This is a genomic window from Mesorhizobium sp. B2-4-1 (genome assembly GCF_006442185.1).
Taxonomy (GTDB): Bacteria; Pseudomonadota; Alphaproteobacteria; order Rhizobiales; family Rhizobiaceae; genus Mesorhizobium.
The window spans coordinates 43,916-69,115 of sequence record NZ_VFVN01000004.1; the positions used below are offsets into that span (position 1 = coordinate 43,916).

25 protein-coding genes and 1 pseudogene are annotated in these 25,200 nt (G+C 64.5%); 11 read left to right on the forward strand and 15 right to left on the reverse strand.

Going from position 1 to position 25,200, the window contains the following annotated elements; translation table 11 throughout:
- The first annotated feature begins 148 nt into the window (after positions 1-148).
- Positions 149-613, forward strand: coding sequence for a MarR family winged helix-turn-helix transcriptional regulator (locus FJ949_RS11860; protein WP_140495930.1), 465 nt, complete (start codon positions 149-151; stop codon positions 611-613).
- Between the two features lie 41 nt (positions 614-654).
- Here FJ949_RS11860 and FJ949_RS11865 read toward each other — a convergent pair whose 3' ends face one another.
- Complete coding sequence (locus FJ949_RS11865; protein ID WP_140495931.1) at positions 655-1,833, reverse strand: MFS transporter; 1,179 nt, start codon at positions 1,831-1,833, stop codon at positions 655-657.
- A gap of 194 nt (positions 1,834-2,027) precedes the next feature.
- Between FJ949_RS11865 and FJ949_RS11870 the strand changes: the two genes are divergently transcribed.
- The 4 genes from FJ949_RS11870 (at position 2,028) to carB (ending at position 8,010) form a co-directional block, all read left to right on the forward strand.
- The gene (locus FJ949_RS11870; protein ID WP_140495932.1) at positions 2,028-2,384 is read left to right on the forward strand and encodes a helix-turn-helix transcriptional regulator; all 357 of its coding nucleotides are present in this window, start codon (positions 2,028-2,030) and stop codon (positions 2,382-2,384) included.
- A 71-nt stretch (positions 2,385-2,455) separates the two neighbouring features.
- Positions 2,456-3,214 (forward strand): metallophosphoesterase family protein, encoded by a 759-nt coding sequence (locus FJ949_RS11875; RefSeq protein ID WP_140495933.1) that lies wholly within the window; start codon positions 2,456-2,458, stop codon positions 3,212-3,214.
- A 218-nt stretch (positions 3,215-3,432) separates the two neighbouring features.
- The gene (locus FJ949_RS11880; protein ID WP_140496410.1) at positions 3,433-4,266 is read left to right on the forward strand and encodes an SH3 domain-containing protein; all 834 of its coding nucleotides are present in this window, start codon (positions 3,433-3,435) and stop codon (positions 4,264-4,266) included.
- A 240-nt stretch (positions 4,267-4,506) separates the two neighbouring features.
- On the forward strand, positions 4,507-8,010 hold the full coding sequence (gene carB, locus FJ949_RS11885; protein ID WP_140495934.1) for a carbamoyl-phosphate synthase large subunit: 3,504 nt from the start codon (positions 4,507-4,509) through the stop codon (positions 8,008-8,010).
- 292 nt (positions 8,011-8,302) lie between these two features.
- Here the strand turns inward: carB and FJ949_RS11890 are convergent, their stop codons facing one another.
- The 9 genes from FJ949_RS11890 to FJ949_RS11935 form a co-directional block, all read right to left on the reverse strand.
- On the reverse strand, positions 8,303-8,695 hold the full coding sequence (locus tag FJ949_RS11890) for a RidA family protein (RefSeq protein WP_140495935.1): 393 nt from the start codon (positions 8,693-8,695) through the stop codon (positions 8,303-8,305).
- Between the two features lie 293 nt (positions 8,696-8,988).
- Positions 8,989-9,453 (reverse strand): cupin domain-containing protein, encoded by a 465-nt coding sequence (locus tag FJ949_RS11895; RefSeq protein ID WP_140495936.1) that lies wholly within the window; start codon positions 9,451-9,453, stop codon positions 8,989-8,991.
- Positions 9,454-9,747: 294 nt separating this feature from the next.
- The gene (locus tag FJ949_RS11905) at positions 9,748-10,299 is read right to left on the reverse strand and encodes a DUF4142 domain-containing protein (protein WP_140495937.1); all 552 of its coding nucleotides are present in this window, start codon (positions 10,297-10,299) and stop codon (positions 9,748-9,750) included.
- A gap of 79 nt (positions 10,300-10,378) precedes the next feature.
- A complete protein-coding gene (locus FJ949_RS11910; RefSeq protein WP_140495938.1) occupies positions 10,379-11,122 on the reverse strand; it encodes a DUF899 family protein in 744 nt (247 codons plus the stop codon).
- 91 nt (positions 11,123-11,213) lie between these two features.
- Positions 11,214-12,038: a carbohydrate ABC transporter permease gene (locus FJ949_RS11915; protein WP_140495939.1), complete on the reverse strand. Its 825-nt coding sequence runs from the start codon at positions 12,036-12,038 to the stop codon at positions 11,214-11,216.
- A 1-nt stretch (position 12,039) separates the two neighbouring features.
- A complete protein-coding gene (locus FJ949_RS11920; protein WP_181172132.1) occupies positions 12,040-12,954 on the reverse strand; it encodes a sugar ABC transporter permease in 915 nt (304 codons plus the stop codon).
- A 98-nt stretch (positions 12,955-13,052) separates the two neighbouring features.
- A complete protein-coding gene (locus FJ949_RS11925) occupies positions 13,053-14,321 on the reverse strand; it encodes an ABC transporter substrate-binding protein (RefSeq protein ID WP_140495941.1) in 1,269 nt (422 codons plus the stop codon).
- 147 nt (positions 14,322-14,468) lie between these two features.
- Positions 14,469-14,957, reverse strand: a complete 489-nt coding sequence (locus FJ949_RS11930) for a GNAT family N-acetyltransferase (protein WP_140495942.1) — start codon at positions 14,955-14,957, stop codon at positions 14,469-14,471.
- Between the two features lie 5 nt (positions 14,958-14,962).
- Complete coding sequence (locus FJ949_RS11935; RefSeq protein WP_140495943.1) at positions 14,963-15,874, reverse strand: lytic transglycosylase domain-containing protein; 912 nt, start codon at positions 15,872-15,874, stop codon at positions 14,963-14,965.
- Between the two features lie 180 nt (positions 15,875-16,054).
- Here FJ949_RS11935 and FJ949_RS11940 point away from each other — a divergent pair, with 180 nt between their 5' ends.
- Positions 16,055-16,624, forward strand: a complete 570-nt coding sequence (locus tag FJ949_RS11940; protein ID WP_140495944.1) for a methylated-DNA--[protein]-cysteine S-methyltransferase — start codon at positions 16,055-16,057, stop codon at positions 16,622-16,624.
- Between the two features lie 28 nt (positions 16,625-16,652).
- Here FJ949_RS11940 and FJ949_RS11945 read toward each other — a convergent pair whose 3' ends face one another.
- Positions 16,653-16,982: a hypothetical protein gene (locus FJ949_RS11945; protein ID WP_140495945.1), complete on the reverse strand. Its 330-nt coding sequence runs from the start codon at positions 16,980-16,982 to the stop codon at positions 16,653-16,655.
- 275 nt (positions 16,983-17,257) lie between these two features.
- Here FJ949_RS11945 and FJ949_RS11950 point away from each other — a divergent pair, with 275 nt between their 5' ends.
- The 3 genes and pseudogenes from FJ949_RS11950 (at position 17,258) to FJ949_RS30650 (ending at position 18,188) form a co-directional block, all read left to right on the forward strand.
- A complete protein-coding gene (locus tag FJ949_RS11950) occupies positions 17,258-17,470 on the forward strand; it encodes a cold-shock protein (protein ID WP_010910991.1) in 213 nt (70 codons plus the stop codon).
- Between the two features lie 267 nt (positions 17,471-17,737).
- Positions 17,738-17,938, forward strand: coding sequence for an iron-containing alcohol dehydrogenase (locus tag FJ949_RS11955; RefSeq protein WP_140495946.1), 201 nt, complete (start codon positions 17,738-17,740; stop codon positions 17,936-17,938).
- Positions 17,935-18,188, forward strand: a pseudogene (locus FJ949_RS30650) (hypothetical protein). Before FJ949_RS11955 ends, FJ949_RS30650 begins: the two are co-directional and overlap by 4 nt.
- Positions 18,189-18,289: 101 nt before the next feature.
- Here FJ949_RS30650 and FJ949_RS11965 read toward each other — a convergent pair.
- The 3 genes from FJ949_RS11965 to FJ949_RS11975 all read right to left on the reverse strand — a co-directional run bounded on the left by FJ949_RS11965 (position 18,290) and on the right by FJ949_RS11975 (position 20,747).
- Positions 18,290-18,898 (reverse strand): glutathione S-transferase family protein, encoded by a 609-nt coding sequence (locus tag FJ949_RS11965; RefSeq protein ID WP_140495947.1) that lies wholly within the window; start codon positions 18,896-18,898, stop codon positions 18,290-18,292.
- Positions 18,899-19,011: 113 nt separating this feature from the next.
- A complete protein-coding gene (locus FJ949_RS11970; RefSeq protein WP_140495948.1) occupies positions 19,012-19,860 on the reverse strand; it encodes an EAL domain-containing protein in 849 nt (282 codons plus the stop codon).
- Positions 19,857-20,747 (reverse strand): EAL domain-containing protein, encoded by an 891-nt coding sequence (locus FJ949_RS11975; protein ID WP_140495949.1) that lies wholly within the window; start codon positions 20,745-20,747, stop codon positions 19,857-19,859. The genes FJ949_RS11970 and FJ949_RS11975 overlap by 4 nt, the downstream gene beginning before the upstream one ends.
- Before the next feature lie 216 nt (positions 20,748-20,963).
- Here FJ949_RS11975 and FJ949_RS11980 point away from each other — a divergent pair, with 216 nt between their 5' ends.
- Positions 20,964-22,166, forward strand: coding sequence for a pyridoxal phosphate-dependent aminotransferase (locus tag FJ949_RS11980; protein WP_140495950.1), 1,203 nt, complete (start codon positions 20,964-20,966; stop codon positions 22,164-22,166).
- Between the two features lie 56 nt (positions 22,167-22,222).
- Here the strand turns inward: FJ949_RS11980 and FJ949_RS11985 are convergent, their stop codons facing one another.
- Positions 22,223-22,618 (reverse strand): cupin domain-containing protein, encoded by a 396-nt coding sequence (locus FJ949_RS11985; protein ID WP_140495951.1) that lies wholly within the window; start codon positions 22,616-22,618, stop codon positions 22,223-22,225.
- A gap of 323 nt (positions 22,619-22,941) precedes the next feature.
- On the opposite strand from FJ949_RS11985, the gene FJ949_RS11990 reads away from it, so the two are divergent.
- Complete coding sequence (locus tag FJ949_RS11990; RefSeq protein ID WP_140495952.1) at positions 22,942-24,993, forward strand: elongation factor G; 2,052 nt, start codon at positions 22,942-22,944, stop codon at positions 24,991-24,993.
- Positions 24,994-25,200: the final 207 nt, after the last annotated feature.

A 25,200-nucleotide genomic window follows, 5' to 3' on the forward strand; every position in this document is an offset into this window, starting at 1 on the left:
GATGCGCCGGCTGCCGAGCTTCTCGATCGTCAATTGGTGGCATATGCCACTTTCGGCGAAGTAGGTATATGCCACTATCTTGTCAACGGCGGCCGCGAAAACTATTTCTGCGGCAGGCTGGCACAGGCTTTGCCAGCGAGGAGTTGACATGACCGATCTTCAGCAACCGGGATTCAGCCGGTGCAACAATGCCACCTTGCGGCGCACCGCGCGCAGGCTCGGCCGCTTCTACGACGACGCGCTTGCGCCTTCCGGGCTGAAAGGCACGCAATTTGGCCTGCTCTTTCAGATCAGTGCCAGCAGCGAACCGGCGATGGGGACCGTTGCCGAGGCGCTGATCATGGATCTCTCGGCGCTCGGCCATACGCTGAAGCCGCTGGTCCGCGACGGCTATGTCGAAACCTTCCCCGATAAGGACGATCGCCGCGTCAAGCGCGTCCGGCTGACGCCGCACGGCCAGGCCAAGCTCGAAGAGGCGATCAGGCTGTGGAGTGTCGCCCAGCAGCGCTTCGAGGAGATGATCGGCGCGGAGCAAGCCGCGAAGCTGCGTGCGACGCTGGATGATGTGGCCTCTCTGGACCTCGAAACGCCGGCGGCCGCTCCCTCCAGTTGAAGCGGCCGCGTAAGAACCAGTGACGAAAAGCTCGGCGCCCTCTACTCCGCCGGCATGGCGACCGGCCGCGCCAGCATCCGGCCGGCCAGCACGATGCCGAGCCCGACGACGGGGAAGACGGCCGCGATGAGGCCCAGATCGGCCGGACCGCCATAGCGCAGCACGGCGCCGCCAACCACCGCGCCGAGCGCCACGCCGAGATAGAGCGCCGAGGCGTTGAGCGACAGCACGATCGGGGCAGCGTCGGGGGCGAGCTTGATGATGCGGCTCGCCTGCGCCGGCGGGAAGGCCCAGCCGACGATGCCCCATGGCACCATCATGCCCATCAGCGCCGGCCCGGCGAGATGATGTGGCAGGAAGGCCGGGATCAGCGAGAAGGTGACGAGCATGGCAGCGCTCAGCGCCAGCGACCAGCCGACGGTGCGCGTAGCGCCGAAGCGGTCCGCGGCCTGGCCGCCGGCGATGTTGCCGATGACGGCGCCAACGCCGAAAGCGAGCAGCATGCCGGGCAGCGCTATCGGGGAGAGCCCGCTGGCTTCGATGGCCAGCGGCGCGATGAAGCTGAACACGGTGAAGGCGCCAATGAGGGCAAGCGTGGTCGTCACCAGGATCGGCATCACGCCGGGACGCATTGCCGCCGCCAGCCGGCGCTTCAGCGGCAGCTTGGTGCCGATGATGCCGCGCGGCAGCCGATACCAGAGGATGACGCCGGCGAGCGCGCCGAGGCCTGCGATGGCATAGAACGTGCCGCGCCAGCCGGCTATCGCCGCGACCAGCGCACCGAGCGGGGCGCCCACCGCCACCGCCACCGTGGTGCCGCCGACGACGACGGCAATGGCGCGGGCCCGGTGATGGTCATCGACCAGCGCCACCGCCGTGCCTTGCGCGGTCGCCGCGAACAGGCCAGACGACAGCGCCATGATGATGCGCGCGGCGAGCAGCACTTCGAAGGAGGAGCTCAAGGCCGCGGCAACATTGCCGATGACGAAGAACACCAGCGTCCACAGGATGACGCGGCGCCGGTCCCATTCGCCGGTCAGCGTCGCCAGGATCGGCGTGCCGACCGCATAAGCGAGCGCGAAGGCGGTGATCAGCGTGCCGGCGAGCGGAACGGAGATGCCGGCATCCCAGGCGATGTCGGGCAGAAGGCTGGAGATGACGAAGCCTTCGGTCGAGATCGCAAACGATCCGAGCGCAAGCCAGAAGATCCGCTTGTCCATGGCGATGTGTCCTTAGTTCAAAAGTTATTGAACAATTGGACATAACCCGGCAGGATGTCAATGAAGCCAGGGAAAAATAGCACAACCATCCTGACAGCACTGTGTCAGCACGGTCGTGAAAGGGAGAGCGGTGTGCACGGCAGACGCGGAGCGGGTGCGTTGAAATCGGCCGGAACTGTGCTTAGGTTGCAGCCATGAGCCTGCCACATCCTAATACGGACCAGATCAGCCTGCCGATCGTGCTCGCCGTGCTCGGCGACCCGACGCGGCTGGCGATCGTGCGTTATCTCGCCAGCAAGGAAGGCGTGCCGCTGAACTGCAGCAAATTCCTCGATCTCGCCTCCAAGACCAATCTGAGCTACCACCTGGCAAAGCTGCGCGAGGCCGGCGTGACTCGCGCAGAAGTGGCCGGCACCAACCGCATGATCACGCTGCGCCGCGCCGATCTCGATGCCCGCTTCCCCGGCCTGCTCGACAGCATTATTGCCGCCGCAGGCGACGATCCGGCGCTGCCGGCGGTCGGCGGCCATGATATCGAAGTGACGGCCTGACTCGCGGGATCTGGGTTCTCGCCCCCACGGAAGTGGGGAGAGGAAACGCTGCCTCACAACCGGAGCTCCCCATGCGCATTGCTGTCCTCGCCGATATCCACGGCAATGTGCTGGCGCTTGACGCCGTGCTCGCCGACCTCGAGCGGCGCGGCGGCGCGGATATCACGGTCAATCTCGGCGACAGCGTTTCGGGTCCGCTCTGGCCGCGCGAGACGTTTGCGCGGCTGGAAGCGCTGGACCTGCCGACCGTGCGCGGCAATCATGACCGCCGCGTCGCCGCCGATCCGGCCGATGAGACCATGTGGGCCTCCGACATCTACGCGCAGGAACGGCTGACCGGGGCGCAGCGCGAGGTGCTGTTCGCCCAGCCTCTGACGCTGGAGATCGCGCCCGGCGTGATCGCTTTTCATGCCAGGCCCGATCACGACGAGAAATACCTGCTCGATGCGATCGCCGACGGCCGGCTGGTGCGTGCGCCGCTGGCGGCGATCCGGCGGCGGTTGAAGGCGCTCGATCCGGCCTGCCGCCTGGCCCTGTGCGGCCATAGCCACCGGGCCGAACTGATCCGCTTGCCCGGCGGTCCGGTGATCTTCAACCCGGGCAGCGTCGGCTGTCCCGCCTATGAAGACTCGACGCCGCCGGCGCATTCCTCCGAGCAGGGCGCGCCGCATGCGCGCTATGGCATCGTCACTTCAGGCGAGCCCGGCCGGCCCGACCGTTTCGAGGCCATCGCCGTCGATTACGATCACGAGGCGGCCGCTGGCCAGGCCGAACAGGCGGGACGGCCCGAATGGGCCCATGCGCTGCGAACCGGCTTCATGCCCGGCTGAATGCTTTTTGCATTCATGCCGCGAGCAAGCGCATGCCAGGCTGAGCTCTCTCCCCGCTCTCCGATCATCGCCCTCACGCAGCTCCGTCCCTGCCGGAAGAAAATCTCGCTTCTGGACATGGCGCAGCGTCGTCGCCTATAAAATCGGCTTCGCGTGTGGCGGCGTTTTCGTATCTGGCGGTGCCTTTGGTAATGCAATCTATCGGCCACGGCGAAGCGATGAAGCGCCGGTCTACGCTCCGAACGACGCTCTTCGCGCTGATCGCCGCTCCTGTGCTTCTGACGGTGGCCCATGCCGAGGATGGGCCGTTCATCTCCATCATCACCGGCCTCGCCCCCGACGATCTCCTCAACGTCCGCGCCCAGCCATCGCCGATCGGCAAGACCGAGGCGCGGCTGGCCAATGGCGCCAGCGTGAACAATCTCGGCTGCATCGACGTAGACGGCCGGCAATGGTGCAAGGTCGAGGCCGAGAACCCGAAAATCAGCGGCTGGACCCCTGCCCGCTACCTGAACCCCGTCAATCCGGCATCCCTGCCCAATCCGGATCAGGCGGATGGAGGCCAGGCGCTCGACGCAACGGCCGGCCCGACGGCCGCTCCGCCGCCCGCGTTGCCGCCCGACCTGACGGCGAGGCTGGGCGGAGCCGACAACGCGGCTGCAACCACGCCGAAATCCGCGGCGGCAGTTGCCATGCAGGATGCTTACGGCCTGGCGCTGGTGGCGAATGAACCGCCGCCCACTGGGGAGAATCCGCCTCAGGCGGAGGCCACCGCCGGAGGCGCCGCCATTGAAATTCCCTGCGCGCGCAATGTCGGCCAGCCGATGACCCTTTGCGCGGCAAGCGTCGAGCACAAGGGCAGCGACAAGGCCGACGTCACCGTGACCTGGCCCGATGGCGGCAGCCGCGTCATCTCCTTCTACGGCGGACTGCCCGCAGGTTCCGACGGCGACAGCGATTTCCGCTTCACCCGCGAAGGCAGCCTCAGCATGATCCGCGTCGGCATCTCGGAGCGATTCGAGATTACGGATGCCGTGGCGTTTGGGCATTAGTTTGGAAGGCAATAGGGCAGTAGGGCAGTATGTGAAGTGCCTGGAGTGACTGCCCTACCGCCCTACCGCCCTACCGCCCTACCGCCCTACCGCCCTACCGCCCTCATTTTCGGGGTTACATCCGGCAAAACTCTTCCCTATAAGGCCCTCCTAGCCTGATACCAGAATCGCAAGCACAACCGGCCGGGTCTCCCGTCCCGGTTTTTCGTGCAAGCCGCTCGCCGAACGGAATTCATAAAGATGCCAAGACGCACCGACATCAAGTCGATCCTGATCATCGGGGCCGGCCCCATCGTCATCGGCCAGGCCTGCGAATTCGACTATTCCGGCACGCAGGCCTGCAAGGCGCTGAAGGAAGAGGGTTTCCGCGTCATCCTGGTCAACTCCAATCCGGCCACCATCATGACCGACCCGGAACTGGCCGATGCCACCTATATCGAGCCGATCACCCCCGAGGTCGTGGCCAAGATCATCGCCAAGGAGCGACCCGATGCGCTGCTGCCGACCATGGGCGGCCAGACCGCGCTCAACACCGCCCTGTCGCTGCGCCGCATGGGCGTGCTGGAACGCTATAATGTCGAGATGATCGGCGCCGACGCCACGGCCATCGACAAGGCGGAGGACCGGGCGCTGTTCCGCGAGGCGATGAAGAAGATCGGCCTGGAAACGCCGAAGTCGATGCTGGCCAACGCCACCGACGTCAAGAATGCCGACCGCAAGATGCATGAGGCCGAACGCGCCTCGCTGAAGGCCGAAAAGCCCGACAATCTCGACGCCGCGCTCGATGCGCTGGAGACAAGCTGGAACCTCGGCGAAGGCGACCGCAAGCAGCGCTACATCAGCCACGCCATGGCGATCGCCGCCCAGGCGCTCGACCATGTCGGCCTGCCCGCCATCATCCGCCCCTCCTTCACCATGGGCGGCACCGGCGGCGGCATCGCCTACAACAGGGCCGAATTCTTCGACATCGTCCAGTCCGGCCTCGACGCCTCGCCGACCACCGAAGTGCTGATCGAGGAGAGCGTGCTCGGCTGGAAGGAATACGAGATGGAGGTCGTCCGCGACAGAGCGGACAATTGCATCATCGTCTGCTCCATCGAGAACATCGATCCGATGGGCGTGCACACGGGCGATTCGATCACCGTCGCGCCGGCGCTGACCTTGACCGACAAGGAATACCAGATGATGCGCAACGCCTCGATCGCGGTGCTGCGCGAGATCGGCGTCGAGACCGGCGGTTCCAACGTGCAGTTCGCCGTCAACCCGGCCGATGGCCGGTTGGTGGTGATCGAGATGAACCCGCGCGTCTCGCGCTCTTCTGCCTTGGCCTCCAAGGCGACCGGTTTCCCTATCGCCAAGATCGCGGCCAAGCTTGCCGTCGGCTACACGCTGGACGAGCTGGAGAACGATATCACCGGCGGCGCGACACCCGCCTCGTTCGAACCGTCTATCGACTACGTCGTCACCAAGATCCCGCGCTTTGCATTCGAGAAATTCCCCGGCGCGGAGCCGGTGCTGACCACCGCGATGAAGTCGGTCGGCGAAGTCATGGCTATCGGCCGCACCTTTCAGGAATCCTTGCAGAAGGCGCTGCGCGGGCTGGAGACGGGCCTCACCGGCCTCGACGAGATCGAGATTCCGGGCCTTGGCCATGGGACCACGCCCGCCAGCCATGTCGACGACCGCAACGCCATCCGCGCCGCCCTTGGCACCCCCACCCCCGACCGGCTGCGCATGGTGGCGCAGGCGATCCGCATGGGCACCTCGCTGGAAGACGTGCACGCCATGTGCAAGATCGACCCGTGGTTCCTCGAGCAGATCGCAGGCATCCTGGCCATGGAAGCCCGCATCCGGGAGCACGGCCTGCCTGAGGACGCCGCCAATCTGCGCATGCTGAAGGCCATGGGTTTTTCGGACGCCCGCCTCGCCTCATTGACGAAGAGCGACGTGGAAGTCGTTCAGAAGATTCGTGAAAAGCTCGACGTTCATCCGGTTTATAAGCGCATCGACACCTGCGCGGCCGAGTTCGCGTCGCCGACCGCCTACATGTACTCCACTTATGAAGTGCCCTTCGCCGGCGCGCTCGCCAACGAGGCGCAGGTGTCGTCGCGCAAGAAGGTGGTCATCCTCGGCGGCGGCCCGAACCGCATCGGCCAAGGCATCGAATTCGACTACTGCTGCTGCCACGCGGCCTTTGCGCTGCGCGACGCCGGCTATGAAGCGATCATGATCAACTGCAACCCCGAGACCGTGTCGACCGACTACGACACCTCGGACCGGCTCTATTTCGATCCGCTGACGGCGGAGGACGTGCTGGAGATCCTGCGCGCCGAGCAGGCGTCGGGCGAGCTGGTCGGCGTCATCGTCCAGTTCGGCGGCCAGACGCCGCTGAAGCTCGCCGATGCGCTGGAGAAGGCCGGCATCCCGATCCTCGGCACCTCGCCCGACATGATCGATCTGGCGGAGGACCGCGACCGCTTCCAGAAGCTGCTGCACAAGCTCAATCTCAGCCAGCCGAAGAACGGCATTGCCTATTCGGTCGAGCAGGCCCGCCTCGTCGCCGGCGAGCTCGGCTTCCCCCTGGTGGTGCGCCCCTCCTATGTGCTGGGCGGCCGCGCCATGCAGATCATCCATGACGAGGGCATGCTGCAATCCTATCTGCTCGACACCGTGCCCGGCCTGGTGCCGGAGGACATCAAGCAGAAATACCCCAACGACAAGACCGGCCAGATCAACACGCTGCTGGGCAAGAACCCGCTTTTGTTCGACACCTATCTCTCGGGCGCAATTGAGGTCGATGTCGACTGCCTCTGCGACGGCAAGGCGACCTTCGTCTCCGGCATTCTGGAGCACATCGAGGAGGCCGGCATCCATTCGGGCGACTCGGCCTGCTCGCTCCCCGTTCACTCGCTGCCTTCCGAGCTGGTCGACGAGCTGGAGCGCCAGACGGCAGCGCTTGCCCGCGCGCTCAATGTCGGCGGCCTGATGAACGTGCAATACGCGATCAAGGACGGCACGGTCTACGTGCTGGAGGTCAATCCGCGCGCGTCGCGCACCGTGCCTTTCGTCGCCAAGACCATCGGCCGCCCCATCGCCAAGATCGCCGCCCGCATCATGGCCGGTGAGAGCCTGGAAGACGCCTTCGCCCATTACGGCGCCATGCCCGACCCGCGCAATCCGGGCCACATCGCGGTCAAGGAAGCCGTCTTCCCCTTCGCCCGTTTCCCCGGTGTCGACATTCTGCTCGGCCCGGAAATGCGCTCGACCGGCGAGGTCATGGGCCTCGACCGCGACTTCGCGCTGGCCTTCGCCAAGAGCCAGTTGGGCGCCGGCGTCGACCTGCCCCGCTCCGGCACGCTGTTCGTCTCGGTGCGCGACGAGGACAAGAAGGGCATATTGCCGGCGGTCAAACGCCTCGCCGGGCTAGGCTTCAAGGTGATGGCCACCTCCGGCACCGCCCGCTTCCTCGCCGAAAACGGCGTCGTCGCCGAGAAGATAAACAAGGTGCTCGAAGGCCGCCCCCACATCGAGGACGCCATCCGCAACCGCCAGGTCCAGATCGTCTTCAACACGACGGATGGGCAGAAGGCGGTGTCGGACTCGAAGTCGTTGCGGCGAGCGACGCTGATGCAGAAGGTGCCGTATTACACGACTCTGTCGGGTGCGGCGGCAGTGGCCGAGGCGATCGCGGCGTTGAAGGCGGGGAGTTTGGAGGTCAGGCCGCTGCAGGAGTATTTTGCTTAAGGCGACAGCCAATCAGTAAAAAATTCCGAGACGATGACTCCCACGGGAAATCAAAGGTCACTTTCTCCTCGGATTCTTAAGCGCTATCAAATAGTCGGCAGACGAATCGACACTGTTCTTTGGAAACGTTAGGCTCTTTTTATTCCGGTTCGTTTTAGAAACACCTTCAATTTGCTTCGACCATTGACCGAACGTATCTAGAATATGCTGTATCTGCGACAGAGAAAACTTCTCCCCCTTGGCGAGAGGAGTGGGGTTACTCTTCACTTGGATGCAGGCCATTGGAGCCTGCTCACCCCACCGCCACACACTCAATCTCGATGTCAAACTCCATCGGCCAAGAAGCCACCGGCACAAAGCTCCGCGCCGGCGGGTTGGTCGAGAAGTACCTCGCATAAACCCGGTTGATCGCATTGTAGAAGCCGGAATTGACGGCGTAGATGCGCACCATCACGACATTGTCCAGCGAGGTGCCGGCCGCTTCCAGGCAATGTTTCAGCGCCTTCAGCGACGCCTCGGTCTGCACCTCGATGTCGCCGCGCACCATCTCGCCGGTCACCATGTCCACCGGCGGCGTCGCCGAGATGAACACGAATCCGTTGGCCTTCACCGCCGTCGAACAGGGCAGGCCGAGCGCCCGCACCTTGTCCGACATGACGGGCACTTCGATGATTTCTTTCTTCATGGTGGTGCTCCCTGGGTTTGGGGGAGCTTATAGTGCCGGCCGGGGAACGCCAGCGCCGACCCGCAGTCCAGAGCCGGAACTCGTCCTCGCCTGCGAAATCTCGTAGGGCGCTCCCCCTCTCCGTCCCGGCTTCGCCGGGCCACCTCTCCCCCACCTTGTGGGGGCGAGGAACCCAAGCGTTCCGGTGTCGCGACCTCAGTGATTGGCTTTTCCTCGCCCCCATGAAATGGGGGAGAGGTGGCCCGGCGAAGCCGGGACGGAGAGGGGGCTGGCGCCGACGCGTTGTCCAGCCTTCACCCTTGCCCCGGATAAGGCGTGCCGTCCTTGTGCAGGAAGCGGCCGTCCGAACTCGGGCTCATCATGTCGATGTCGGAGCAGGTGATGACATCGTCCGGGTTGCGCGAGCCGACCTCGAGATAGAGCGCCGGCGTGGACGAGCGGTTGATCAAATGGTGGCCATTGCCGCTGTTCTTGGCGAAGGTGGCGCAGTCGCCGGCGCTCAGCAGCGTCTCGCCGCCATCTTCGACCAACGTCAACTCGCCCTCCAGCACATAGACGAACTCGTCCTCGTGGCTGTGCCAATGGCGCTGGCTGGACCACCCGCCGGGCGGCAATGTCATCAGGTTGACGCCGAAATCGGTCAGTCCGCCGGCATCGCCAAGCCGGCGGCGCGTGCGGCCGGCGCAAGGGCCATCGAAGGGCGCGGGATAGCCCGAGCCCTTGCGGATGGGCAGGGATGCGAGGTCGAGTTTGGGCATGGGTGCTCTCGGGGTGGTGGTGCGGCAGTGTAGTCCCACGCAGGCATGGGAAGAACCCTGTTGCGAGATTTGAGCCGTCGCTCCCTACGGCGCCCCCCTCTGTCCTGCCGGACATCTCCCCCACGAGGGGGGAGATTGGCAGCTTCGGCGACGGCGCTCTTTCTTCCAGCGCTGAAGATTAGCGAAAGCATTCGCGACAGCCAATCTCCCCACCTGTGGGGGAGATGTCCGGCAGGATAGAGGGGGGCGCCGTAGAGTGCTATCGTCTGCGGTTCAGCTCCCTCTTGACCGCCCTCACCCCTGATGCGCGGCCCCCAGTTCCTTCACGTGCTTCTCGTGCATCTTCAGCGTCGGCAGCGTCTTCTTGGCGAATTCCTTCATCGCCGGATCGTCGCCCGATTGGGCGTAGGTGCTGAAGAGCGCGACGGCGTCCTTGTGAGCTGCTGTCTGCATCATGATGTATTTGGTGTCGAAGTCCTTGCCGCTGGCGGCCTTGAGTTCGTCGAGCTGGCCCTGTTCTTTCGGCTGAAGCGCCGGGCCGGCCGGCTTGGTCGAGGCGGTGGTCTGGCCCTGCGCGAGCGCCGCCTTGAAGTCCTCGCCGGCCTTGGTGTGGTCCTTGATCATCTGTTTGGCGAAGGCCTTGACGTCGGCCGACGCCGATTTCTGCTCGGCGAGCTTGCTCGACTGGATCTCGAACTCGTTGGCGCCGGGCACCGTCTTGATGAAGGTCTGCGTGTCGACCTTGCTGTCGGCCGCCAGCGGCGTCGTTTGGGCGGTGGATTGGGCAAGCGCGGCGGGCGCGGCGGCGAGCAAGGCCGCGGCGGTCATGGTCAGAAGCGTTTTCATCTGCAATCTCCGGTCGGAATGGTTCCCTCGGGATTCCAACGCCGCAGATGCGCGGAAGTTGCGCCGGGGCACCTTGCCGTCAATAGCAGCATGCCTCGCCATATTGCAGCTGCTCGTGCCAGTTCGGCCGGCCCTCCGGGGTGAAATCCATCAGGTTCCACAGGATCTCGCAGGTGCCGATGGCGCGCGGGTCCTGGCCGGGCTCGGGCGGGGCGAAGCCCAGCTCTGACGACCAGAAATGCCTGATGCCGTCAGCGTCGCGGTTGAACACCGACAAAAGCGGGATCTGCGCGCGGTCGGCATCCTCGGCATTGTAGTCGCGCTTGAAGCTGTTGTTGGCCGACGACACCAGCCGCATGTTCTTCCACCCACGGTCCCGGCCGAGCGTGACGAGGTTTCCGAGCGCCGTTTTCGCCACCACGGCGAAGTTGAACCCGGCCGCCTGGAGATGGCCGACCGCGCCGTCGAACTGGTCGAGCAGCGCCGTGCAGGACGGGCATGGCTGGTCCGGCCGTGCCAGCTTCGCCGTGCCGCCCGTCATTGCCACGTCGCGCGTCTCCTGCGGATGGCGCGGAAACATCATCTGGTAGAGGATCAGCGTGTCCTTGCCGGGTGCGAACAGTTCCGACAGCTTTATCTCGGCCGCCCTGCCCTCGGCATCCAGCCCGTCGAACACGTAATCCTGTGGCACCAGCCCGCCCGGCGGCAACGCGCGGCGTGCCACGGCCACATCCTCCATGGCACGGCGCAGCTCGATTTCCTTCTTCAGCAGCTTTTCGCGGGCGGCGCGGTATCTGGCGGATTCGTTGGGGAAGGTGATCATGATCGGCTCCTTGGTCACAGCGCCGGCGTCCCGGCGCGGTTGCTCTAAGACCTAAGGACGCTCCGCTGCGGCCGGTTCCGACAATTTCCCCTCACCCTTTCACGCCGCCGGCGGTGAGGCCCGAGACTATCTTGCGCTGGAAGATCAGCACCAGCACCACCAGCGGCACCGTGACGATCACCGATGCGGCCATGATGTTGCCCCATGGGATCTCGAACTGCGAATTGCCCGACAGCAGCGCGATCGCCACCGGCACGGTGCGCTGGGCGTTGTTGGAGGTGAAGGTGAGCGCAAACAGGAACTCGTTCCACGCGCCGATGAACGCCAAAAGCCCGGTGGTCGCCAGCGCCGGCCACATCAGCGGCAGGAAGATGCGCGTGATGATGATCCACGGCGTCGCGCCGTCAAGGATCGCCGCCTCCTCGACCTCGACCGGCAGGTCGCGCACGAAGGCGGTGAGCACCCAGACGGTGAACGGCAAGGTGAAGATCATGTAGGAGAAGATCAGCGCGAGAAGCGAATTGTAGAGGCCGAACATCCGCACCAGTTCGAACAGCCCGGCCAGCACCGCCACCTGCGGGAACATCGAAACGGACAGGATGGCGAATAGTAGCGCTGAGCGGCCGCGAAAACGGATGCGCGCCAGCGCGTAGGCCGCGGTGACGCCGAGGAACAGCGAGAGCGCGACGACCGCGCCGGAGACCACCAGTGAGTTGATCAGGTTGCGTGCGAAGGCGCCTTCTGTCAGCACATTCCTGTAATTGCCGAGGCTGAACGTCTTCGGCCAGAGGTCGGCCTGGAACAGTTCGGTCCCCGATTTCAGGCTGGTGACGATGGCGTAATAGAAGGGGAATACCGCGACCAGCACGATGACCGCGACCAGCAGGTAGAAAGCCGTCCGCTTCAGGATCCACATCTCAGCGGCCCCCCTCGAGGCTGATCCGGCCGATCCGGATATAGGCCGTGGTGAGAAGGGCAAGAATGAGGAACAGCAGCGTCGAGGCGGCCGAGCCGTAGGCGAATTTGTCGAACTCGAACAGGTTCTCGCGCGCGAACACCGACATCGACTTGGTGTGCACGTTGTTGGGCGTCAGCACATAGATCAGGTCGAAGATGCGCAGCGCATCGAGCGCGCGGAAGATCACCGCCACCATCACCGCAGGGCGGATCAGCGGCAAGGTCACCCGCCAGAAGATCTGCCACGGATTGGCGCCGTCGAGCCTCGCGACCTCGATGATCTCGCGCGGCAGCATCTGCAGCGCGGCAAGGATGAGCAGCGCCATGAACGGCGTCGTCTTCCAGATGTCGACGACCAGCACGGCCGCCATCGCCGTGTCGGCGTTGGCCGTCCAGGCGATCTTGGTGTCGATCAGGCCGAGATTGAGCAGAACCACATTGATGATGCCGAACTGGTCGTTGAGCATCCACTGCCACATCTTGGCCGAGACGATGGTCGGGATCGCCCAGGGGATGAGGATCGCCGCCCTGACGATGCCGCGGCCCGGGAATTCGGCATTGAGCACCAGCGCGACGACCATGCCGAGGATCGTCTCGCAGGTAACCGAAAGGGCCGCGAAACGCACCGTGTTCCAGACGGCGCTCCACCACACCGGGTCGGCCAGCACGCCATCGTAGAGCACCCGGCCGCTCGGCATGCGCAGCACCGAGAAGTAATTGGCGAAGCCTGCCCACTGGCGGGCGTCAAGATCGGCCAGCGAAGCGTCGGTGAAACTGAAATAGACCGTGCGGGCGAGCGGCCAGCCGGCAGCGGCGGCGAGCACCAGGAGCATCGGCGCCAGGAACAGCCAGGCCGAACGCACGCGCTGGCGCATCAGCCGCGAGCGCGGGCGGCGGGTCGCGACGGCTTCAGTCCTCGGCTCCGCTTCTGTCATCCCTCGCGCCGGGCGGGACATGGAGGCGCGTTGTGGCGTCACCAGCCACGCCCCTTCAGCCTGGTCAGCATGGCTTCGAGGTCGGCCAGATTGTCGCCCGCGGCGCCATCGCCCGACAGCGTCTTGTGGACGGCGTTCCAGAATTGGCTCGACGCCTCGTTGTACTTGATCCTGGCCGCGGCCGAGGGACGCGGCACCGCATTGAGGAAGATCTGCTTCCAGCGCGGAACGATCGGCTGTTGTCTGGCGATGTCGGTATCGTCATAGAGCGCCTGGATGGTCGGCAGGCTGGAGTTCCTCAGCGCGCGGTATTTCTGCATCGCGGGCGAGGCGATGAATTTGACGAGCCCGATCGCCGCGTCCGGGTGCCTGGAATATTTGGACACGGCAAGATTCCAGCCACCCAGCACCGCCGCCGGACGCGCGCCTTCGCCGGTGCCGGCCGGCAGCGGCGCTACGTCGAACTTGCCCTTGATCGGCGAGCCTTCGGAATTGCCGAGTGCATAGGCGTAGGGCCAGTTGCGCATGAAGACCGCATTGCCGGTCTGCCACACGCCGCGCGATTCCTCTTCCTGATAGGCCAGCACGCCGGGTGGCGCGATGGTTCCGACCCAGCCTTTGGCCATGTCGAGCGCTGCCGCCGCTTTTGGATTGTTGATCGAGATGGTGCCGTCCGGCTCGATGATCTGGCCGCCGCCATTCGACATCACCCATTCGAGCGCGTCGCAGGTCAGCCCCTCATAGGCATTGCCCTGGAAGACGAAGCCCCAGATGTCTTTGTTGCCGGCAGCCCGCTCCTTGTCCATGACCAGCCTGGCGGTGTCGGCCAGCTCCTTCCAGGTGGCAGGCACCTTGGCGTCGTATTTGTCGAGCAGGTCCTTGCGGTAGTAGAGCGCCGGCGCATCGGTGAAGATCGGCAGCGCCACCAGCCTGCCGTTGACGGTCTGCGACTGGATGATCGAGGGGAAATGGGCGCCGACGACATCCTTGGTCGCCGCGGTCAGGTCGACAAGCTGGCTGGCGAGCTGCGGCGCCCAGATCACATCGGTCTGGTAGACGTCGATATCGCTATTGCCGGCGGCAAGCCACAGCCTGTACTGGCCGAACTGGTCGGTCCCGGATGCCGGCATGACGACGATGCTGACCTTGTTGCCGCTGTCCTTCTCATAGCGGTCGAGGATTTCACGCAGCACCTTGATGCCGATTCCTGTGTCGCCCGATACGATCGACAATTCGACGGCTCGCGCAGGCACAGCCGCAATCATCGCGGCAGCGACCAACGTGGCAAATGCGTGAAAGAGCCTCATGGCGGCGGAGGATCTCCTTTCGGAACGGCGACGCAAGCCTTCGAGGCTCCGGAAGCTCGTCGGACCCCTCCACCACTCTTTGAATGCGGAGCGGCGCTCTGGGTTCCCGAGCGATGCCCGCGAGCGGCGGTGGGCCGGGCCGCGGCTTCAGCCTTCCCAGGCGACAGGGCTCATCCCAAGCCGCTGATAGAGCCTGACAGCGGCGGCGTTTTCCACCGTGTTGGTCTTGAGGTCGACATGGTCTGCGCCGCGTTCGCGAAAGACGGCGAAGGCGTGCCACATCAGCGCCTCGCCGATGCCCCTGCCGCGCGCCTGCGGATGCACGGCGAGATCCCTGACGAAGGCGCTCGTCCAGCACAGCGCCGCCGCCACCAGCAGGCCCTTGGCGTCGATGACGAGGAAACAGAGCGCAGAATCGAATTCGGGGTCGCCTGAGATGCGTGGCCACCATTCGTCGAACGGACCGTCGGCGCCATCGTTGAACACTTCGGTCAGCAGCGCATGCAAGGCCGGCGCATCGCCGGGCTCGAGGGTGCGCATGACAAAGCCATCCGACCAGTGCGCGGGAACCAGCGTCTCGTCGAGGATCTTGCGCAGCCGGATGTCGTTCGGAGCCGGCGGGCGCGGTTCGGGCATTTCGCTCAGGCGTCGGGCAGCAGGCGGCGCCGCTTGCGGTCGACGCCGAGGCCGGTCGCCTCGAGCAGGCCTTTGCGCTTGGCGTCGAAATAGTAGCCGGTCTGATAGAGCCAGTCGGCGCGCTTGGCGTTGCCGTCCGACACCAGCCAGGCGCCACGCAGGTATTTGACGGCGTATTTCAGGTTGGTTTCGGCATCGAACAGGCCCCTGGCCGGTCCGTCATAGCCCATGCCGCGCGCCGTCGCGTGCTTGATCTGCATCAGCCCCCAATGGCCGTTGTTGTAGGCCTTGGGATTGAAGGTGCTTTCGCGGTTGACGACATGGCGCACAAGGTCGACCGGCACCTGATAAAACGCGGCGTATTTTACGATCAGCCGGTCGATATCGCCGCGCACGCCGGTCGCATGCTCTTCCTGCACCGGAGCGGCAGGAAACTGGACGAGGGCAGCCGGATTCTGCGGCACAACATAGGCCGCCTGCTGCACGCCGGGCATGGCTTTCTGATCGTTCCTGGCGATCGCCGGCACGATGAGCCCGGCGGTGGCGTAGGTGGCTGCCGCCTTGATTGGTGCGCCGGCGCCAGCCGGCGGCGGCGCCTGCCAGGCATTGGCGGTCATCACCGCCGGCACGGCCGGTGCGGTTGGGGTCGCTCCGGCAAAGGCCGCGGTTGCCGCGGCCGCCTGTGTGGTCGGGCCGGCGGACAACTCAGCGGTTTGAACGGGCGTAATCCCCGACGATTCCGGCAGCACCGAAACCGTCTCCGGCAACGGTATGGTGAAGCCGGCATCGGTGCCGGCGACGGTCGCTGTTTCGGTGAGGGAAGACGCGGATTTCATCTGCGATGTCGACGTGCAACCGCTGACGCAGGCCATGGCCGCGATCACGCCGAGCGCGATAAGGGTTTGTTTTGCTGGCAAGCCGCGTTCGGGTCCGGTTCGTCGGATGTTAAGAAATCCCTTACACCAGCGATTCCTGGCGAGCAATCGGGGCGCTCAGGTGGTTTTCGGGTGGCGAGACTCGGGCCGAAATGCCATATTGTTCCTGATATGTACCGGCATGAATGCCGGTTTCTGGCCATTTTGCGAAAGGAGCACGCCATGCAAACGCCGTCGCAGATCACAGCCGGCCACGCAGTGTTAGAAACAGTGATCGGCTTCATGGGGATTGCCTGGAGCGAAAAGGGCCTGATCCGGCTCTGCCTGCCCGAACGCAGCCGCGAGGCGGTCGAGCGGCGGCTGATGCGCCACGCCGGCGTTTCGGCCGCTACCGTGCAGCCGCCGTGGGTGGTCGAGCTGATCGCCTCGATCAAGGCCTATGCGGCGGGCGAGGATATCGATTTCTCCGGCGTGCCGGTCGATCTCGACGGCATCGACGATTTCCGCCTCGCCATCTATGGCGCGGCGCGAAAGCTAGCCTATGGCGAAACCACCACCTATGGAGAACTGGCCAAGCGCGCCGGCCATGCCGGCCTGCCGCGCGAAACCGGTGCCGCGCTTGGCGCCAATCCGGTGCCGCTGGTCATTCCCTGCCACCGTATCCTCGCCGCCGGCGGCAAGATCGGCGGCTTCTCCGCGCCCGGCGGCTCGACCACCAAGGAAAAGATGCTGGCCATGGAAGGCGTGCGCGTCGGCCCGCCGCCGCCAGCGCAGGTCTCGTTCGGATTTTGACGCGATAACAGCCGCGCCAGGCTATGGCCTAGTCGTTATGAAAAAACCGCCGGCGGAAACGCCGGTCGTTGTCCGGTCGCTTGCAATTGTAGACCGGGCAGGATTTCGTATCGGCGCTCGGCACATAGGCGCGTGTCCTCACCTCGCCCATGGTGCAGAATTGCTGGCTCTGCACGTAGCGGTCGTAGAGTGGCAGTCCCGGTACCCGCCTCGACTGGTAACGCAGGATGACGGCGCCCTGCCGCGCGATCGTCGCCTGTACGCGGCCACACTCCATCCGCGTCGGATCGTAGCGCGAGATCGCCTGCGCCTCGGCGGCAATCAGCGTCAGGCATGCTGCCAGCAGAATGGTCTTCATGGTCCTCTCCCCTGATGCGCGGCTCACGGACAGCGCCATCTGACGCAACGGTTTCACCGGATTGGGGCGGCCATTGGGCGGTCCCTCGATCACGGCTTTCTCACGCAGTCTTGTATTTCGTGCGAAAGCAGCCTATATCAGCCCCATTGATATTTCGGCCGATCGATCCGGGCCTCGCGATCTTCGCGTTTGCTGACGTCTATCTCCAAAATCTCGATGCACACCGGCTGGACCTCGGTTCAGTCAAACCAAAGCAAATGTGAAGGACTATTTTTATGGCAACTGGAACGGTCAAGTGGTTCAACGCCACCAAGGGCTTCGGCTTCATCCAGCCTGACGCGGGCGGCGCGGACGTTTTCGTCCACATCTCCGCTGTCGAGCGCGCTGGACTGTCGACCCTGGTCGAAGGCCAGAAGATCAACTTCGAGATCGAGCAGGACCGCCGCACTGGCAAGTCGTCCGCTGGATCTCTGAGCAAGGCAGCCTGATTTTGAAAATGGCGCGCGCCGGGCGACAGCCCGGGGCGCGCGGCAAGTCACGGATGTACTGACGGTCGCGCGAGAAGCGCGCCGGAGCGGAAAGACCCGACAAGCCGGATCAGCAGATAGCTGCCAGCCCGGACCGGACGCTCCCGATCAGGCTACCGAAATGGGAAGGCGGGCATTGTCCCGCCTTTTTATTTGCCTGGATTCCAGGCATGTAAAGCCGAACCTAGAGTCCCACCTGTGGTACCATTAGAGTGGTATTATCCGGCCATGACCAAGCTTGAGCAAATCGAAAAGTCCATCACCGAACTGAGCCCCGAGGAGCCGAAGGCGTTTGCCGCATGGTTCGAGGCGCTCCAGGCGGACCTGTGGGATCGGCAGATCGAGACCGACGTGAGGGCGGGGCGATTGGACAAGCTTGCCGAACAGGCATTGGCTGACCATCGCGCCGGCCGGACTCGGCCTCTGTGAACAACGTCGCCTCTCCATCATTCTGGAAGGCTTATGAAAAACTGTCGTCGTCGATCAAAGCAAAGGCGGACAGGCGTTTTGTCATACTGCGTTCCGATCCTTTTCATCCCTCCTTACATTTCAAGCAGGTCGGTTGCTATTGGTCGGCGCGGGTCGACGAAACTACCGGGCTGTTGCCATACGCAACAATGAAGATGTGATCTGGTTCTGGATCGGCACCCATGCCTACTACGACCATTTGTTGAAATAGCTCCCGCGCAGCTTCTCGGACGATGGGTGGCCGGGCCTCGCGCCTGTTTGGCGCGCCTCGCCCAAAAGAGCCGCGGGGCGGTGGCGAGGTTGAGGATAAAATTACCCTACCCACTCCATAGAGACGTGCCCCGGATCCGCCACCACGCGGTCAAGCCACGCAGCCACCGCCGGATAGGCGTCGAGCTGGAAGCCGCCCTGCTCCGCCGTATGCGTATAAGCGTAAAGCGCGATGTCGGCGATGCTGTAGGCGTTTCCGGCGAAGAACGCGTTGTTCTCCAGGTATTTATTCATGACACCGAGCGCCTTGTTGCCGCGCTCCAGTGTCACCGCCAGCCGCTCGGGCGTCGCGTCCTTGGCCCTTTCGGGAAAGGTCAGCAGCGCCTTGCGCACGGCGATATAGGGCTCGTGGCTATACTGTTCGAAGAACAGCCATTGATAGGCGAGCCCGCGCTCATACTTGTCCGCGGGCAGGAAGCGCGTGCCCTCCGCGAGGTAGAGCAGGATGGCGTTGGATTCAGCGATCCGCTTTCCGTCGTCGAGTTCCAGCAGCGGCACCATGGCATTCGGATTCTTGGCGACGAAATCCGCTTTTCGCGTATCGCCCGTGTGCGAACTCACCTCGACAGTGGTGAAAGGGAGGCCGAGCTTGGCCATCAGCAGGCGCGGCTTGTAGCAGTTGCCGCTGTCGATCATGCTGTAAAGTATCATCGCTGGTCCCCCGAGCGCTGCCATGTGCAGACGCGATTATCGTAGCCGCGCCGTCCTCACCAATGATTAGTTTTGGCGCGACGATCAGCGCCGCTGATGTGTAGCACACGGCGCTACCCGAACAGCGGCACCACCTTGCTGTCCCTGCCCAGCAGCGCGTCGATGGCGAGCGGTCGCTCGTCGAAGATCACCCCGGCCAGCGCCGGCCGGGCGAGTAGAAAACCTTGCAGCAGGTCGACGCCGCCATCGAGCGCGACGCGCAGATGGGTGGGCTGTTCGATGCCCTCGACCAGGACCTTGGCGCCGCGGTCGTGCAGGCTGGAGACCAGCGGGCGGAAGAACCGCTCGGCGGCGGCGTGGCGGCAGAATTGCGCGAACCAGCCACCGTCGATCTTGACGATATCGGGCTTGAGCAGGCTGACCCGCTCCTCGGTCGAGTGGCCGGTGCCGAAATCGTCGATGGCGATGCGGATGCCGTCGCGGCGCATCTCGCGCACCAGCCTGGCCAGCAGCGTGTCGTCGGCCGCCTGTTCGGTGATTTCGCAGACCAGCATGCCGGGGGCCAGGCCGAGCTCGCCGAGATGCCTGCTCATCAGCCGGATTTCGGCCAAGGCCCGGCCCCGGTGGGCGTTGACCAATGGATTGTAGTTGAAGAACAGATCGAGCCCGTCGACGCCGATGTTGCGGAAGTTCCTGAGATGCAGCACGCGGCACATGGTTTCGACGAACAGCCGGTCCTCGGCCGCGACGCCTTCGAAGAACGCCCGTGCGGCGCCCGGCCGGCCGGCGCGATGCGGCTCTATCAGGCCCTCGACCGCGATTGCGTGCAGGAAGCGGCCGCGCGGCGCGAAGATCGGCTGGTAGGCGCTGCGCAGGCGGAAGTCGCCATAAACGCCATATTCGATACCGACCTCGTCCATGAAGATCGCATCGCCGACATCGCGCCGCCGCTCGGGTCTCATCGTGTGCCCCTGCGCCCAAAGGCTTTCGCCGCCCGCGCGGTATGCGGCGCGGCTGCCGGGACGGAAGATGCACTGTCGGCGGCAGGCGATGGCCCGTCCTCGCCGAAGACGCGGAAGCTGGTCGGCGCCAGTTCCGGCCGTGCCAGCACGAAACCCTGGACCATCGAAGCCCCGGATTTCTCGGCCAGCTCCAGCTGCCAGCCTTCCTCGATGCCCTCGAACACGGTGCGGATGCCTTGTGCCTCGAAGCTTTTCACCATGGACGTCAGCAGCGCGAAGCCGGCGCCGGACGCCATCAACTGCGTGATCCAGTGGGCATCGAACTTGACGATGTCGGGTTTCAACTCCTTGATGCGGTTGATGTCGGAATCGTCGGCGCCATAGTCATCGACGGCAATGCGAAAGCCGTTGCCCTTCAACGCCGCGACGAAACCGTGCAGGGTCTCCTGCGAGGCTGGACGCTGCTCGGTCACCTCGCACACGACACGGCCCGGATCGATGCCGGCCTCGTGCAGCACCAGGCGCATTTCGCGCAAGGCATTGTCGGCAACGGCGCGCTCGGTGAACACCGACGGATCGAAATTGACGAAGATCGACGCTTCCTGCGGCAGGCAGGCGCCGGCATTCAGCAGATGCAGCGTCCTGGTCAGCGCCTCGACATGAAGCCGGTCGGCGGCCGGGCAGGTGCTGAAGAAGCTCATTGGCGATTGCGGTTCGCCGTCGCGGAACGGCCGGATCAAGCCCTCGAAGGCGGCAACCGACAGCTTGCCTTCCCTGAAGGCGAAGATCGGCTGGAAGGCGCTTTGCAACGTATAAATGCCCCAGACACCTGACGAGGTGCCGTCATCATGACGGATGATATGGGCAAGCCCGATGCTGCGCGACAAGGTTCCTCGCTCCGCGAACTGGCGCAATTGGGTTACGATCCTGCCACGCAAGCCTCTACCGCCCGTTAATGAACTTTCTGTTGCCGATCACGGCTCATTGACCTCCTTGCGGCACTGGCCCAGCCGACAATGCTTGCACTCACGGGAATGATGCGACATGAGAAGCGCCGCGGCCGCTCCTGGCCGCGCTGATCCTTTCTGGAGAGAAAAAAGGTCATGGCCTTCCTTGCCGACACCCTTTCCCGCGTGAAGCCTTCCGCCACCATCGCGGTGACGCAGAAAGCCCGCGAGCTGAAAAATGCCGGCCGCGACGTCATTGGCTTGGGTGCCGGCGAACCGGATTTCGATACGCCCGACAACATCAAGAATGCGGCGATCGAGGCCATCCGCCGTGGTGAGACCAAATATCCGCCGGTGTCGGGCATCGCGCCGCTGCGCGAAGCGATCGCGAAGAAATTCAAGCGCGAGAACAATCTCGACTACAAGCCGGAGCAGACCATCGTCGGCACTGGCGGCAAGCAGATCCTGTTCAACGCCTTCATGGCGACGCTGAACCCTGGCGACGAGGTCATCATCCCCCGGCCCTATTGGGTCAGCTATCCCGAGATGGTGGCGATCTGCGGCGGCACCTCGGTGTTCGCCGACACTTCGATCGACAACGGCTTCAAGTTGACGGCAGAAGTGCTGGAAAAGGCGATCACGCCGCGCACAAAGTGGCTGCTGATGAACTCGCCGTCGAACCCGTCGGGCGCCGCCTACACCGAGGCCGAGCTTCGGTCGCTCGCCGACGTGCTGCTCAGGCATCCGCATGTCTGGACGCTGACCGACGACATGTACGAGCATCTGACCTACGGCGACTTCGTCTTCAAGACCATCGCCGAGGTCGAGCCGAAGCTCTATGAGCGCACGCTGACCATGAACGGCGTGTCGAAAGCCTATGCCATGACCGGCTGGCGCATTGGCTACGCCGCGGGTCCCGTCCAGCTGATCAAGGCGATGGACATGATCCAGGGCCAGCAGACGTCGGGCGCCTGCACCATCGCGCAATGGGCCTCGGTCGAAGCGCTGAACGGCCCGCAGGACTTCATCGCCAAGAACAAGGCGATCTTCCAGGGGCGCCGCGATCTCGTCGTCTCGATGCTCAACCAGGCGCGCGGCATCTCTTGTCCGTCGCCGGAAGGCGCCTTCTACGTCTATCCGTCCTGCGCCCAGCTGATCGGCAAGAAGACCAAGGCCGGCAAGGTGATCGACACCGACGAGGCCTTCTGCTCGGAGCTGCTCGAGGCCGAGGGCGTGGCGGTGGTATTCGGTTCGGCCTTCGGCCTCGGTCCGAACTTCCGCATCTCCTACGCCACGTCGGAGACGCTGCTGGAGGAGGCGTGCACGCGCATCCAGCGCTTTACGGCATCACTGACCTGATCGTGAAAACAAAACCCGGCCAAACGCCGGGTTTTTAGATCGGCTCGACACGGTACTCAGCCGCCATATTGGGCCGGCGTCACCGCTTCCAGCCAGTCGGCATGCACGCCCTCGAGCGCTTCCTGCATCGCTATATGCGTCATCGCCGTTTTCGGCCCGGCCCCATGCCAGTGCTTTTCGCCTGGCGCGAACGAGATGACGTCCCCTGCCCTGATCTCCTGGATGAGACCGCCCCAGGTCTGGGCGAGGCCGGCGCCCGACGTGACGTACAGCGTCTGGCCAAGCGGATGCGTGTGCCAGTGGGTCCGCGCGCCCGGTTCGAAGCTGACCAATGTCGCCCGCAGCCGTGCCGGAGCCTCCTTCTCGATGATCGGCGTCTGCAGCACCCGGCCGGTGAAGTACTTTTCCGGCGCGATGACGGTCGGCGTGCTGCCGCAAGCAATGATCTTCATCGTTCGATCCCTGGAACTGGTGGCGATGCGGGCGGCGGCGACGCCGCTCTTCTTTCGAGACCCTAGTTTCGGCCGATATGGCCGTCGACGCAACCGGTCTGTTCGGCTTGCAAATCAGCGGCAACCGCACCGCGCTCGGCCCTTGAGGCTACCTATTTTCCTTGCCCTGCCGGCAAACAAGTGGGACGATACCTTTGGGCCGGTTGAAGACAAGCCCGCCCGCGACGGTCGAACAGGCCGGCCGCCGCTCAGGACCGACTGACCTTGGCCTGAACCATGAATGCCAGTCGGTCTCCAGGGAAACGCCTGAGTGGAGGTCAGTCATGGGTAATCGCGCCGGAGGAAGACGCACGGGACCGAAATGCATTGCCATAGTCGGTCCCTTCGCAAGCGGTAAGACGACACTTCTCGAAGCCATATTGGCCCGCACGGGCGCCATTCCCCGCCAGAACCCGGTTTCCTCGGGAAACACCGTTTCAGATCATTCGCCCGAGGCGCGCGCGCACGCCATGAGCGTCGAGGCGACCTTCGCCACCACGGAATTCATGGGCGAGCAGTTCACCTTCGTCGACTGTCCCGGATCGATCGAATTCTCCTTCGAGGCCGAACCGGTGCTGGCCGCCTGCGACCTCGCGGTGGTCGTCGCCGAGGCCGACGAGAAGAAGATCCCCGCCCTCCAGCTCATCATGCGCAAGCTCGACGATCTCGGCGTGCCGCGCATCCTGTTTCTCAACAAGGTCGACAAGGCGATTGCCGGCGTGCGCGACACGTTGAAGATGCTGCAGCCTGCAAGTGCGGTGCCGTTGCTTCTGCGCCAGATACCGCTGCGCAAGGACGGCGTCGTCATTGGCTCGATCGACCTGGCGCTGGAACGCGCCTACATCTACCGCGAATATGCCGAGAGCGAGGTGGCCCAGATACCCGGCGACGAAAAGGCGCGTGAGCTGGAAGCCCGTTTTTCGATGCTGGAACGGCTGGCCGACCATGACGACCAGTTGATGGAACAGCTGCTCGAGGAGATCGAGCCGCCCAAGGACGCGGTCTTCGATGATCTTGCCGCGGATCTGCGCGACGGCGCCGTCACGCCGGTGCTGATCGGCACCGCAGAGAAAGGCAATGGCGTGCTGCGTCTCCTGAAGGCGATCCGCCATGATGCGCCCGACATCGACGCGACCCGCAAACGGCTCGGCGCCCCCGAAGGCAACGCGACCGTGGTTCAGGTGATGAAGACCATCCATACACCGCACGGAGGCAAATTGTCGGTGTCGCGCATCCTTTCGGGACAGGTCGCCGATGGCTCCGAGCTCTGGCTGCCCGGCGGCGACATGGCAAAGGTGTCCGGCATCTACAGGATGCTTGGCAAGGACCAGTCGAAGCTCACCGCGGCGAAGACCGGCGACACGGTCGCGCTCGGCAAGCTGGACGCGGTCAAGACCGGCCAGACGCTGACCTCGGCCAAGGGCGGCATGAAGCCGCTGCTCCAGTTCGAGCCGCCGCAGCCTGTCTTCGCTTTCGCCTTGCGGCCGAAGGAGCGCAAGGACGAGGTGAAGATGTCGGCCGCCATCCAACGGCTGGCCGAAGAAGATCCCTCGCTCAGCCTGCATCATAACCAGGACTCGGCCGAGACCGTGCTGTCGGGCCATGGAGAAATGCACCTGCGCGTCGTACGCGAACGGCTCGAGGGCAAGAACCAGATTCCGGTCGAAGGCCATCCGCCGGCGGTGCCCTACCGCGAGACTATCCGCAAATCGGCGCAGCAGCGCGGCCGCCACAAGAAGCAGTCCGGCGGCCACGGCCAGTTCGGCGATGTGGTGATCGAGATAAAGCCGCTGCCGCGCGGCGCAGGTTTCCAGTTCACCGATACCATCACCGGCGGCGTGGTGCCCAAGACCTACATCCAGTCGGTCGAAAGCGGCATACGCGATTACCTGAAGTCGGGCCCGCTCGGCTTTCCCGTCGTCGACGTCGCCGTCAACCTGTCGGACGGCTCCTACCACGCGGTCGATTCCTCCGACATGGCCTTCCAGATGGCGGCCAAGCTTGCCATGAAGGAAGGCATGGCGGGCTGTTCGCCCGTGCTCCTGGAGCCAGTGATGAAGGTCGAGATCGTGACGCCCTCCGATGCGACCTCGAAGATCATCGCGCTGATCCCGCAGCGGCGCGGCCAGATCCTCGGCTACGACGCGCGGCCCGGCTGGCCAGGATGGGATGTCGTCGAGGCGACCATGCCGCAATCCGAGATCGGCGATCTGATCATCGAGCTGCGCTCGGCCACCTCGGGCGTCGCCAGCTACCGCGCCGTCTTCGACCACATGGCCGAACTCACCGGCCGGCTCGCCGACGAAGCGATGAATGCCAACGGCAAGGCAGCCTGATACTGATGCATGTCGTCTAAAGTGATCTCGGCTTTGGGACATCGACATCCACAAAGATTTGGGTGAGTGCCCTCTCGAACCTTGTTCGAGAGGGCGCAAACAAAAAACGACGCCCGGGGGGGCCGGACGCCGTTTTGTTTGCGGACCGTTTTCTTGGGAGGAGAAACGGCAGGTCCGCCGCATCTTGAAGTCGCCGCTTCGGCGGAA